This window comes from Pseudomonas sp. AF32, from assembly GCF_022342325.2.
Lineage (GTDB): Bacteria > Pseudomonadota > Gammaproteobacteria > Pseudomonadales > Pseudomonadaceae > Aquipseudomonas > Aquipseudomonas uvaldensis.
Genome location: NZ_RQJK02000008.1, coordinates 15429 through 27988, shown reverse-complemented (window position 1 = coordinate 27988; position 12560 = coordinate 15429). Strand labels below are relative to the sequence as shown.

The following is a 12560-nucleotide window of genomic DNA, read 5'->3' as shown; positions in this document are numbered from 1 at the left end:
GTTTTCTGAACCAGGTCGGCAAGTATAGGGACTTCCCCCTTCCTAAAGAACCCTTTGCACAAAATTTAACCAGCTGTGGAGAACTCGCGGTTAAAAATTTAAAAAAAGAGAAATTTATAAAATCTTTGTTTTTATGTTTATTCTTACGCCCCTACCGATCTGTGGATAAATCCACACAAGCCTTTATTTATCTACTGTACAGAGATCCTGAACCCTGTGGTCATCTGCCAATGAAGGGGTTGGATAACCGGTGTAAGCCTGTGGATGAAGGGGCCTGTTATCCACAGAGGCCGTTATCTCCAGTTTTGAAGGGGGATTATCAACGGAGCTCAGCGGCAGTTATTCACAGGGCTTAATCCACAGAACGGCTGGAATCCGTCCACGGGCGAGCCGCCATGAAGGGCTATCGAGGATGAGAAAGAGAGGTCGGGCTGGCACGATTGAATTCAGCGCCCAGCCCGGTTTTTGAAGAAGGGGATTACTTGCCGATGCAGAAGCTGGAGAAGATCCGCCCGAGCAGGTCATCGGAGCTGAAAGCCCCGGTGATTTCACCGAGGAAATGTTGGGCTTGGCGCAGATCCTCAGCCAGTAACTCCCCGGCGCCCGCGAGGGTCAGTTGGGTACGTCCGTGTTCCAGCGCTGCGCTGGCCTGACGCAACGCCTCGAGATGCCGGCGCCGGGCACTGAAGCTGCTTTCCGAGGTCTGTTCATAGCCCATGCAGGCCTTGAGGTGATCCCGCAGCAGTTCCAGCCCTTCGCCTGCCGCTTTTGCACTCAGGCTGAGGGTGACATGACCATCGTCGCTCACTTCGAGCGCTATCGCCTCCCCTGTCAGATCCGCCTTGTTACGAATCAGCGTGACTTTCGCCGGATCCGGACGGACTTCGAGAAATTCGGGCCACAAGGCGAAGGGATCGGTCGCTTCCGGTGCCGTGGCGTCGACTACCAGCAATACCCGGTCTGCCTCGCCAATGGCCTTCAGCGCACGTTCTACCCCAATCTTTTCAACCTGGTCATCGGTATCGCGCAGTCCTGCGGTATCCACAACGTGCAGGGGCATGCCGTCGATGTGGATATGTTCACGCAAGATATCCCGAGTCGTGCCGGCAATCTCGGTGACGATCGCCGCCTCTCGACCGGCCAGGGCGTTCAGCAGGCTCGATTTGCCGGCATTCGGCCGGCCTGCGATCACCACTGTCATGCCGTCACGCAACAAAGCGCCTTGCCCGGCTTCGTGCAGGACTGTGGATAACTCGTCACGAACCTTATCCAACATGTTGAGGACGTGGCCATCAGCAAGAAAGTCGATTTCTTCCTCAGGAAAGTCGATTGCCGCCTCGACGTAGATCCGCAGGCCGATCAACTGCTCGGTAAGGTTATGCACACGCTGTGAAAAGGCACCCTGCAATGAACGCAAGGCATTGCGCGCAGCCTGTGCAGAACTGGCTTCGATCAGGTCGGCAATCGCTTCAGCCTGGGCCAGGTCGAGTTTGTCGTTGAGGAAGGCCCGTTCGCTGAATTCTCCCGGCCTGGCGAGGCGGCAGCCCAGTTCCAGGCAGCGCTTGAGCAACATATCCAGCACGATAGGCCCGCCGTGGCCTTGCAGCTCCAGGACGTCTTCTCCGGTAAAGGAATTCGGTCCAGGAAAATACAAGGCAAGGCCTTCGTCGAGTACCTGTTGGTCAGCGCTGAAGAACGGGCCGTAATGAGCGAACCGCGGCTTGAGCTCACGTCCACTGATGGCTTTGGCTGCGACACTGGCCAAAGGCCCTGAGATCCGGACGATGCCAACTCCACCTCGTCCCTGGGCAGTGGCAACGGCGGCGATGGTTTCACGAGGTGCGCTCATAAACCTGTATCCAGACAAAAATGACAGATAGCAAAACGCCCCACGAGGGGGCGTTTTGTGTGGTTATCCACAGTGCAAGTTACGCCTCGGCTTTTTTCGTAGCCGATTCGATCTTACGCGTGATGTACCACTGTTGAGTAATGGACAACACGTTGTTCACAACCCAGTACAGCACCAGGCCGGCCGGGAACCACAGGAAGAAGAAGGTGAAGATGATCGGCATCATTTTCATGACCTTCGCTTGCATCGGGTCCGGAGGTGTCGGGTTCAACTGCTGCTGGATGAACATGGTGGCGCCCATGATGATCGGCAGGATGAAGAACGGATCCTTGATCGACAGGTCGGTAATCCACAGCATGAACGGCGCCTGGCGCATCTCCACGCTTTCCAGCAGAACCCAGTACAGCGCCAGGAATACAGGCATTTGTACGAGAATCGGCAAGCATCCACCCAGCGGGTTGATCTTCTCTTTCTTGTACAGCTCCATCATGGCCTGGGACATTTTCTGACGATCGTCGCCATGTTGCTCTTTCAGAGCGGCCAGTTTCGGAGCCACGGCGCGCATGCGAGCCATCGATTTATAGCTGGCGGCCGACAATGGGAAGAAGATTCCCTTGATCAGCATGGTCAGGAAAATGATCGACCAGCCCCAGTTACCGACGATGCTGTGGATATGTTGCAGCAGCCAGAAGATCGGCTGGGCAATGAACCACAGGAAACCGTAGTCCACCGTCAGTTCCAGACCTGGGGACAATTCTTTCAACACAGCCTGGCTTTTCGGACCGGCATACAGAATGGCACTGGTTTCGGCTTTCGCGCCAGGCGCTGCGGTCAGGGCCGGGCCGGTGTAGCCGACGATGTAGTTGCCCCTGCTGTCCTTACGCGTCTGGACGATGTTTGTTTCGCCCTTCTGTGGAATCCAGGCGGTGACGAAATAATGCTGCAGCCAAGCAACCCAGCCACCTTGAACAGTTTCCTTGAGCTGCGCCTTGTCCATGTCCTTCATGGACACTTTCTTGTACGGCTCCGAACTTGTCCACAGGGCAGCACCCAGGTAAGTCGCGGTACCGGTGGCGGTGCTGGAAGAAGGATCATCGCTGGCGTCGCGTTTCAGTTGCGCGAACATAGCGCCAGACCACGGCTGGGCGCTCTGGTTGTCGATCAGGTAGGAAACGGTCACGTCATACAGGCCACGTTTCAGAGTGAAACGCTTGATGTAGTTGACGCCGTCCTTGCTGAATTTCAGGTCGACAACCAATTGGTCCTGGCCGTCAGCCAGTTGGTAAGTCTTCTTTTCGGCGGAGTAAACCGGACGACCGGCCGGGTTTGCATCCGGGCCGTTGGTGCCGATCAGGCCACTCTGGGCCAGATAAGTCCGCTCGTTGCCGTTATCGAACAACTGGAACGGGATTTCCGGATGATCCTGACGACGTGGATAAAGCGGCAGCTTCAACTGTGCGATGTCACCACCTTGTGGATCGATTGCCAGCTCGAGCACGTCCGTCTTGACCTGAATGAGGTCTTTGCTTGCAGCCACGGGAGCTTCGGCAGGGGCGCTGGTTTCGCTTGCCGCGCGAGGTATGTCATCACTGCTGGCAGCGTTGTTGCCGGAAGCGGTGTCCGGCAGGCTCGGTGCAGTATTGCTGGCTGCAACATTCTGAGTCGGCAGGGCAGCCTGGCCATAGTCCTGGTTCCATTTAAGAACCATGACGTAAGACACGATTGCCAGGGCGACGATCAGGATCGTGCGTTTGATATCCATGATTACTCGGCCATCGAAGAAGAACGGGAGGTAGGGATAGGCGGAACCGGGTCGTAGCCGCCGGGATTCCACGGATGACAGCGACCTAAACGACGAAAGGTCAGCCAGCCACCGCGCAAAAGGCCATGGTTTTCTATGGCTTCATACGCGTAGCAGGAACAGCTGGGGTAGAAACGACAGTGACTGGCCATCAGGGGACTAATGGCGTAGCGGTAAAACTGGATCGGAAGGAGTGCCAGTTTACGCATCGGGACTGTCTACCCCTACAGTTTCGGTATTGGCCGCCGGAGCGGGCTTGTTGCGCGCCAGACGCTTCCAGAGCTTGCCGAAGTGCTGAATCAATTCGGGGTTTTCTACGTCACCCAAACCTTTGCGCGCGACGATAACGATGTCCCAGCCGACCAGTGAATCCTGGTTCAGGCGAAACGATTCGCGCATCAGACGTTTGAGGCGATTGCGCTGCACAGAGAGCTTGACGCTCTTTTTCCCGATAACCAGCCCTAATCGGGGGTAATCGAGATCATTGCTGCGTGCAAGGAGCAGGAGATTTTTCCCCGGAACCTTACCGGTAGGGGAGTCAAAGACTGCCTTGAAATGCCGGGGTGTAAGCAGACGCTTTTCCCGACTGAAGTCCTGACTCACCTCCAATGCCGGATTATCAAACTGCCAGACGTGCGCGACCTTTGGCGCGGCGACGCGACAGGACGGCACGACCGTTCTTGGTAGCCATGCGAGCACGGAAACCGTGGGTACGAGCGCGTTTGATAGTGCTTGGTTGGAAAGTACGTTTCATGTCGTGTTACCTGGTTCGTCCACAACGGGCCGGAATGGCCCCTGTTTTAAGAGACCGGGGATTCTAGAGAAAGCAAGACCCTAGGTCAATTTCCAACCAACGTTTCCTTTAAATAGATGAGAGCCGGCGAATCGGTTCGCAAAGCCATCGCTCACAGATATAAAAAGAAGGGAATTATTTAAAGCTTTTCTGTGAAGCTTATAAAGGCAAGGCTGGCAGGTGTCTGTGGATAACTAACCGCAGCCCTTATGGTGCTTGGCGTAGAGGGAATGACAACTACAAGGGAAAGCCGTGATCAGCCTGTGCTGCGCTGTCGGATAAGCTGTGCGCGGAATGAGTGGTTATCCACAGGCCGGTTATCCACTGAGATTCGAGGGGACTTTTCCAATGCTCTGAAGCCGGTTTATCCACAGGGCTTATCCTCCGACCGTTTGTCACCTTTTTTACCGTTAAGGCTTTGATAATTCCTTGGACGATGTGCCACCTGCGTGTGGATAAGTGATCGCCTGCTCGCTACAATGGCCGCTTGTTTTTGCCTCACCGGCTTTCAACTTAGGGGATATCCGTGTCAGTGGAACTTTGGCAGCAGTGCGTGGAGCTTTTGCGCGATGAGCTGCCTGCCCAACAATTCAACACTTGGATCCGTCCACTACAGGTCGAAGCCGAAGGCGACGAGTTGCGCGTCTATGCACCGAACCGTTTCGTCCTCGACTGGGTCAATGAAAAGTACCTGGGTCGGGTCCTGGAACTGCTCGACGAGCACGGCAATGGCATGGCGCCTGCCCTGTCCTTATTAATAGGCAGCAAGCGCAGCTCAGCGCCGCGGGCTGCGCCCAATGCGCCGTTGGCGGCGGCAGCCTCTCAGGCCCAGGCAGCCGCGGCGCCGGTCAACCACGCCGCTCCTGCCCCGACGCCAGCGCCGAGCAAACGCAACGCACAAAAGGTGGAAGAGGTCAGCGAGGAACCTTCGCGCGATAGTTTCGACCCCATGGCCGGCGCCAGCTCGCAGCAGGCACCGGTGCGTGCCGAACAGCGCACCGTCCAGGTCGAAGGTGCGCTCAAGCACACCAGCTACCTGAACCGGACGTTCACTTTCGAGAACTTTGTCGAAGGTAAATCCAACCAGCTGGCCCGGGCGGCCGCCTGGCAGGTCGCGGACAACCCCAAGCATGGCTATAACCCGCTGTTCCTTTATGGCGGCGTGGGCCTGGGTAAAACCCACTTGATGCACGCTGTGGGTAACCACTTATTAAAGAAGAACCCGAACGCCAAAGTCGTGTACCTGCATTCCGAGCGCTTCGTGGCCGACATGGTCAAGGCGTTGCAGTTGAACGCGATCAACGAATTCAAGCGTTTCTACCGTTCGGTGGACGCCTTGCTGATTGACGACATCCAGTTCTTCGCTCGCAAGGAACGTTCCCAGGAAGAATTTTTCCACACCTTCAACGCACTGCTCGAGGGCGGGCAGCAGGTCATTCTCACCAGTGACCGTTACCCGAAGGAAATCGAAGGCCTGGAAGAGCGCCTGAAATCGCGCTTCGGCTGGGGCCTGACGGTGGCTGTCGAGCCGCCCGAGCTGGAAACCCGCGTCGCGATCCTGATGAAGAAGGCCGATCAGGCCAAGGTCGAGCTGCCGCACGATGCTGCGTTCTTCATCGCCCAGCGCATCCGTTCGAACGTGCGCGAACTCGAAGGCGCCCTCAAGCGGGTGATCGCTCATTCGCACTTTATGGGTCGCGACATCACCATCGAGCTGATTCGTGAGTCCTTGAAAGACCTTTTGGCCCTTCAGGACAAATTGGTGTCTGTGGATAACATCCAGAGAACTGTAGCTGAATACTACAAAATCAAGATCTCCGACCTGCTATCCAAGCGCCGCTCGCGTTCGGTAGCTCGTCCACGTCAAGTGGCCATGGCCCTGTCCAAGGAACTGACCAACCACAGCCTGCCGGAGATCGGCGATGTGTTTGGTGGGCGCGACCACACCACGGTGCTGCACGCCTGCCGCAAGATCAACGAACTTAAGGAATCCGACGCGGACATCCGCGAGGACTACAAGAACCTGCTGCGTACACTGACCACTTGATGACCAGCGCAGCTTATTAAGGCAAGGGACTAGACCATGCATTTCACCATTCAACGCGAAGCCCTGTTGAAACCCCTGCAACTGGTCGCGGGCGTCGTCGAACGCCGCCAGACCTTGCCGGTACTTTCCAACGTGCTGCTGGTTGTCGAAGGCCAGCAACTGTCGCTGACCGGTACCGACCTGGAAGTCGAGCTGGTGGGGCGTGTGCAACTTGAAGAGCCGGCCGATCCGGGCTCCATCACGGTGCCAGCGCGCAAGCTGATGGATATCTGCAAGAGCCTGCCCAACGACGCGCTGATCGACATCAAGGTCGATGAGCAGAAGCTGGTGGTCAAGGCCGGTCGCAGCCGCTTTACCCTGTCCACCCTGCCGGCCAATGATTTCCCAACCGTGGAAGAAGGCCCGGGCTCGCTGACCTGCAGCCTTGAGCAAAGCAAATTGCGCCGCCTGATCGAGCGCACCAGCTTCGCCATGGCCCAGCAGGACGTGCGCTACTACCTCAACGGCATGCTGCTGGAAGTGTCCGCCGGTGTCATCCGCGCCGTCGCCACCGACGGGCACCGTCTGGCCATGTGCTCCATGCAGGCCGATATCGGTCAGCCGGATCGGCACCAGGTGATTGTGCCGCGCAAAGGTATCCTGGAATTGGCGCGCCTGCTGACCGAACCGGACGGCAATGTCAGCATCGTCCTGGGTCAGCACCATATCCGTGCGACCACCGGTGAGTTCACCTTTACATCGAAACTGGTGGACGGCAAATTCCCGGATTACGAGCGCGTTCTGCCTAAGGGCGGCGACAAACTGGTACTGGGTGATCGCCAGGCGTTGCGCGAAGCTTTCAGTCGTACCGCGATTTTGTCCAACGAAAAGTACCGTGGCATTCGCCTGCAGTTGGCCAGCGGTCAGCTGAAAATCCAGGCGAACAACCCGGAACAGGAAGAAGCGGAAGAGGAAGTCGGCGTCGACTACAACGGCGGTTCCCTGGAAATCGGCTTCAACGTCAGCTACCTGCTCGACGTACTGGGCGTAATGACCACCGAACAGGTTCGCCTGATCCTGTCGGACTCCAACAGCAGTGCACTGCTGCAGGAATCCGATAACGACGATTCGGCCTACGTTGTTATGCCGATGCGTCTGTAATCAGCTAGATGTCCCTGAGTCGCGTCTCGGTCACCGCGGTGCGCAATCTGCACCCGGTGACCTTCTCCCCCTCCCCCCGCATCAATATTCTTTACGGCGCCAATGGCAGCGGCAAAACCAGCGTCCTGGAAGCTGTTCATCTGCTGGGGCTTGCCCGATCCTTTCGCAGCACCCGCCTGTCACCTGTCATCCAGCACGATCAGTTGGCCTGTACGGTGTTCGGACAGGTAGAGCTGGCCGAAGGGGGTCATAGTGCGTTGGGGATTTCACGGGACCGGCAAGGGGAGTTCCAGATACGTATCGATGGGCAGAACGCCCGAAGCGCTGCGCAACTGGCCGAGATTCTGCCGTTGCAATTGATCAATCCAGACAGCTTCCGCCTGCTGGAGGGGGCCCCGAAGATTCGCCGGCAGTTCCTCGATTGGGGAGTGTTCCATGTGGAGCCGCGTTTCATGGCAACCTGGCAGCGCTTGCAGAAGGCGCTGCGCCAGCGAAACTCTTGGCTTCGGCATGGTACACTTGACGCCGTTTCGCAAGCGGTTTGGGACAGGGAACTGTGCCAGGCCAGCGCTGAAATCGATGAATACCGCCGCGCTTATATCAAAGCCCTGAAACCGGTCTTCGAGCAGACCTTGAGCGAACTGGTTGAGCTCGAGGGCCTGACGCTCAGCTATTACCGAGGCTGGGACAAAGACCGGGAGCTGAGCGCCGTACTGGCTGGCTCGCTGCAACGTGATCAGCAGATGGGCCATACCCAGGCTGGGCCACAACGCGCTGACCTGCGCCTTCGATTGGGCGCCCATAACGCCGCGGACATCTTGTCCCGGGGGCAACAGAAGTTGGTGGTGTGTGCCTTGCGTATTGCCCAGGGACACCTGGTCAGCCAGGCTCGCCGCGGCCAGTGTATTTATCTGGTGGATGACCTGCCGTCCGAGTTGGACGAGGCCCACCGTCAAGCGCTTTGCCGTTTGCTGGAAGACTTACGCTGCCAGGTGTTCATTACCTGTGTAGACCACGAATTACTGAGGGAAGGCTGGCAGACGGAAACGCCAGTCGCCCTGTTCCACGTGGAACAGGGCCGTATCACCCAGACCCACGACCATCGGGAGTGAAGGCATTGAGCGAAGAAAATACGTACGACTCAACGAGCATTAAAGTGCTTAAAGGCCTGGATGCCGTACGCAAACGTCCCGGTATGTACATTGGTGACACCGACGATGGCAGCGGTCTGCACCACATGGTGTTCGAGGTGGTCGACAACTCCATCGACGAAGCCCTCGCCGGCTATTGCGACGATATCAGCGTCATCATTCACCCGGACGAATCCATCACCGTTCGCGACAACGGCCGTGGCATCCCGGTAGACGTACACAAGGAGGAAGGCGTTTCCGCCGCCGAGGTCATCATGACCGTCCTCCACGCAGGGGGTAAGTTCGACGATAACTCCTACAAGGTATCCGGCGGGTTGCACGGCGTAGGTGTCTCGGTGGTGAACGCCCTGTCCGAAGAGCTTGTCCTCACGGTTCGCCGCAGCGGCAAGATCTGGGAACAGACCTATGTCCACGGCGTGCCCCAGGCACCGATGGCAATCGTTGGCGACAGCGAAACCACCGGTACCCAGATCCACTTCAAGGCTTCCAGCGAAACCTTCAAGAACATCCATTTCAGCTGGGACATCCTGGCCAAGCGGATTCGCGAACTGTCCTTCCTGAACTCCGGTGTCGGTATCGTCCTCAAGGACGAGCGCAGCGGCAAGGAAGAGCTGTTCAAGTACGAAGGCGGCCTGCGGGCGTTCGTCGAATACCTGAACACCAACAAGAATGCGGTTAACCAGGTGTTCCACTTCAATGTCCAGCGCGACGACGGCATCGGCGTGGAAATCGCCCTGCAGTGGAACGACAGCTTCAACGAGAACCTGTTGTGCTTCACCAACAACATCCCACAGCGTGACGGCGGTACTCACCTGGTGGGCTTCCGTTCCGCGCTGACCCGTAACCTGAACAACTACATCGAACAGGAAGGCCTGGCGAAGAAGCATAAGGTCGCCACCACCGGTGACGATGCCCGCGAAGGCCTGACGGCGATCATTTCGGTGAAAGTGCCGGATCCCAAGTTCAGCTCCCAGACCAAGGACAAGCTGGTTTCTTCCGAAGTGAAGACGGCGGTCGAGCAGGAAATGGGCAAGTATTTCTCCGACTTCCTGTTGGAAAACCCGAACGAAGCCAAGCTGGTGGTCGGCAAGATGATCGACGCCGCCCGTGCCCGTGAAGCGGCGCGCAAGGCGCGTGAAATGACCCGCCGCAAAGGCGCGCTGGACATCGCTGGCCTGCCCGGCAAACTGGCTGACTGCCAGGAAAAGGACCCTGCCCTGTCCGAACTGTACCTCGTGGAAGGTGACTCCGCCGGCGGTTCCGCCAAGCAGGGTCGCAACCGCCGGACCCAGGCCATCCTGCCGCTCAAGGGCAAGATCCTGAACGTCGAGAAGGCGCGCTTCGACAAGATGATTTCCTCTGCTGAGGTCGGCACGCTCATCACTGCGCTGGGCTGCGGCATCGGCCGTGAAGAGTACAACATCGATAAGCTGCGCTATCACAACATCATCATCATGACCGACGCCGACGTCGACGGTTCGCACATCCGCACCCTGCTGCTGACATTCTTCTTCCGTCAGTTGCCGGAGCTGATCGAGCGTGGCTACATCTACATCGCCCAGCCGCCGCTGTACAAGGTCAAGAAAGGCAAGCAAGAGCAATACATCAAAGACGACGACGCCATGGAAGAGTACATGACCCAGTCGGCCCTGGAAGATGCGAGCCTGCACCTGAACGAAGACGCCCCCGGCATCTCCGGCGAAGCCCTGGAGCGCCTGGTCAACGACTTCCGCCTGGTGATGAAAACCCTCAAGCGTCTGTCGCGTCTTTATCCACAGGAGCTGACCGAGCACTTCATTTACCTGCCGGCCATCAGCCTGGAGCAACTGTCCGATCACGCAGCGATGCAGGATTGGCTGGCCCAGTACGAAACCCGCCTGCGCACTGTCGAGAAGTCTGGCCTGGTCTACAAGGCCAGCCTGCGTGAAGACCGTGAACGTAACGTCTGGCTGCCAGAAGTCGAACTGATCTCCCATGGCCTGTCGAACTACGTCACCTTCAACCGCGACTTCTTCGGCAGCAACGACTACAAGACCGTCGTCTCCCTTGGTGCGCAATTGAGCACGCTGCTGGACGAAGGCGCCTACATCCAGCGTGGCGAGCGCAAGAAGTCGGTGACCGAGTTCAAGGAAGCCCTTGAATGGCTGATGGCCGAAAGCACCAAGCGCCACACTATCCAGCGATACAAAGGACTGGGTGAGATGAACCCCGACCAGCTGTGGGAAACCACCATGGACCCGGGCTCGCGCCGGATGTTGAAAGTCACCATCGAAGACGCCATTGGTGCGGATCAGATCTTCAACACCCTCATGGGTGATGCGGTCGAACCTCGTCGTGACTTCATCGAGAGCAATGCGTTGGCGGTGTCTAACCTGGATTTCTGATCCTGTTAGCAGGTTCACAGAATAGCTGCACGCTTTCACAAATAATTGACCGACCGGGGTCTGATCCTGGTCCCCGCCGGTCAGCATCAAGCCCGCTTTCGCGGGCTTTTTTTGCCTGGAATTCCGTCGGAAGCCTAAGCAAACCAGCAAAAGATGCGCTGTCGCGTCGTTTTTGAGTCGCTCATGGTCGAACCTCGCCCATCGTCGAGCTCGTCTCACGGGGTGCAAGAGCGTTGATCGCGGTGGCCGCAATAGCCAGCAGGATGCCAACAGCGGCAAGGCCGATCCAGCCTGCCCGGTGCACGCCGTAATTCCCCAACGCGGCGCCGATCGCTCCCCCCAGGAAATACGACCCCATGAATACGGTATTGAGCCGGCTCCTGGCCTCGCTCCTCAGGGTGAATACGCGTGCCTGGTTGGCAACCAGCCCGGCACGATTGCCCATGTCGAGCAGCACCATGCCGAGGATCAGCCAGCCAAGATGTTGCCCGCTCGCTGCAATGCAGGCGAAACCCAGGACGAGGGTGATTGCGCCGGCGAGGACCATGGTGCGTGCGCCCAGGCGATCCGCCAGCGCGCCGATAGGGGGTGACGCGACGATGCCCAACAGCGCGACTAGGCCAAACAGACCAATGGTGGCGGAGTCGAGTCGGTAGGGAGGTTGTGCCAATAGCGCGGCAAGCGAGGCCCACAGCGCACTGAATGCGGCGAACATCAGCAGGCCGCTCGCCGCGCAGTAACGCAGCACGCCTTCCTGCCTGACCAGGCTGCCTAGCGAACCCAGGAGGCGCCCGTAGCTTATCGTCTGCAGGCTCGTGGTGGCGGGCAGGTGCTTGGCAACGATGACTAGCAGCAGGACATCGCTGAGGGAGGCCAGCACGAAAGCGGCTCTCCATCCCGCATGTGCGCCGGCGAAGCCCCCGAGCATGCGCGCCAGTAAGAGACCTGCCGAGAGGCCGCTGAGCAGGCTGCCGACGATACGACCTCGTTCAGCCGGAGTGGCCAACCCCGACAGACAGGGAATGATGAGCTGCGCAGTGATCGCTGTCACGCCGACTAGAAAGCTGCTAACGCACAGCATCGTGAAGGTCGGAACCACGGCGCAAAGAAGCAGGGCTACGGCATTTCCCGCGATGGCCAGCAACGCGAGTTGGCGTGGCTGTCGACAATCGGCGAGCGGCACGATGAACAGCAGGCCTAGCGCATAGCCAAGCTGCGTCAGCGTGGCGATCAGGCCGGCCTGTGTCGGCGCCAGGCCAAACGACGCGGCCATCTGGGGCAGAAGTGGCTGATGGTAGTAGATGGTCGAGACCGCCAGCGCGCAGCACAGGGCCATGAGCGTGACAAGGCGGCCGGAAACTCCCATCGGCGATGCGCAAGAGGCAGACATGACGC

The 12560-nt window shown here is 58.3% G+C and carries 10 protein-coding genes; 4 read left to right on the top strand and 6 right to left on the bottom strand.

Annotation, left to right across the window (positions count from 1 at the left end):
- Positions 1-478: 478 nt before the first annotated feature.
- The 5 genes from mnmE to rpmH all read right to left on the bottom strand — a co-directional run bounded on the left by mnmE (position 479) and on the right by rpmH (position 4404).
- The gene (gene mnmE / locus EGM97_RS09665; protein ID WP_238964927.1) at positions 479-1849 is read right to left on the bottom strand and encodes a tRNA uridine-5-carboxymethylaminomethyl(34) synthesis GTPase MnmE; all 1371 of its coding nucleotides are present in this window, start codon (positions 1847-1849) and stop codon (positions 479-481) included.
- 79 nt (positions 1850-1928) lie between these two features.
- Positions 1929-3611, bottom strand: coding sequence for a membrane protein insertase YidC (gene yidC, locus EGM97_RS09660; protein WP_238964928.1), 1683 nt, complete (start codon positions 3609-3611; stop codon positions 1929-1931).
- A gap of 2 nt (positions 3612-3613) precedes the next feature.
- Positions 3614-3859, bottom strand: coding sequence for a membrane protein insertion efficiency factor YidD (gene yidD, locus EGM97_RS09655; protein WP_238964929.1), 246 nt, complete (start codon positions 3857-3859; stop codon positions 3614-3616).
- A complete protein-coding gene (gene rnpA / locus EGM97_RS09650; protein ID WP_238964930.1) occupies positions 3852-4253 on the bottom strand; it encodes a ribonuclease P protein component in 402 nt (133 codons plus the stop codon). Before rnpA ends, yidD begins: the two co-directional genes overlap by 8 nt.
- Positions 4254-4269: 16 nt before the next feature.
- Positions 4270-4404: a 50S ribosomal protein L34 gene (gene rpmH, locus EGM97_RS09645; protein ID WP_003213577.1), complete on the bottom strand. Its 135-nt coding sequence runs from the start codon at positions 4402-4404 to the stop codon at positions 4270-4272.
- 565 nt (positions 4405-4969) lie between these two features.
- On the opposite strand from rpmH, the gene dnaA reads away from it, so the two are divergent.
- From dnaA to gyrB, 4 genes are read left to right on the top strand one after another with little or no spacing between them, the layout of a single operon-like run.
- Positions 4970-6490 carry a chromosomal replication initiator protein DnaA gene (gene dnaA / locus EGM97_RS09640; RefSeq protein ID WP_238964931.1) on the top strand — a complete coding sequence of 507 codons (1521 nt, stop codon included), beginning with the start codon at positions 4970-4972 and terminating at the stop codon, positions 6488-6490.
- A gap of 36 nt (positions 6491-6526) precedes the next feature.
- On the top strand, positions 6527-7630 hold the full coding sequence (gene dnaN / locus EGM97_RS09635) for a DNA polymerase III subunit beta (protein ID WP_238964932.1): 1104 nt from the start codon (positions 6527-6529) through the stop codon (positions 7628-7630).
- An 8-nt stretch (positions 7631-7638) separates the two neighbouring features.
- Positions 7639-8742, top strand: a complete 1104-nt coding sequence (gene recF, locus EGM97_RS09630; protein ID WP_238964933.1) for a DNA replication/repair protein RecF — start codon at positions 7639-7641, stop codon at positions 8740-8742.
- 5 nt (positions 8743-8747) lie between these two features.
- The gene (gene gyrB / locus EGM97_RS09625; RefSeq protein WP_238964934.1) at positions 8748-11165 is read left to right on the top strand and encodes a DNA topoisomerase (ATP-hydrolyzing) subunit B; all 2418 of its coding nucleotides are present in this window, start codon (positions 8748-8750) and stop codon (positions 11163-11165) included.
- A 181-nt stretch (positions 11166-11346) separates the two neighbouring features.
- Here the strand turns inward: gyrB and EGM97_RS09620 are convergent, their stop codons facing one another.
- Positions 11347-12555, bottom strand: a complete 1209-nt coding sequence (locus tag EGM97_RS09620; protein ID WP_238964935.1) for an MFS transporter — start codon at positions 12553-12555, stop codon at positions 11347-11349.
- Between the last annotated feature and the right edge of the window lie 5 nt (positions 12556-12560).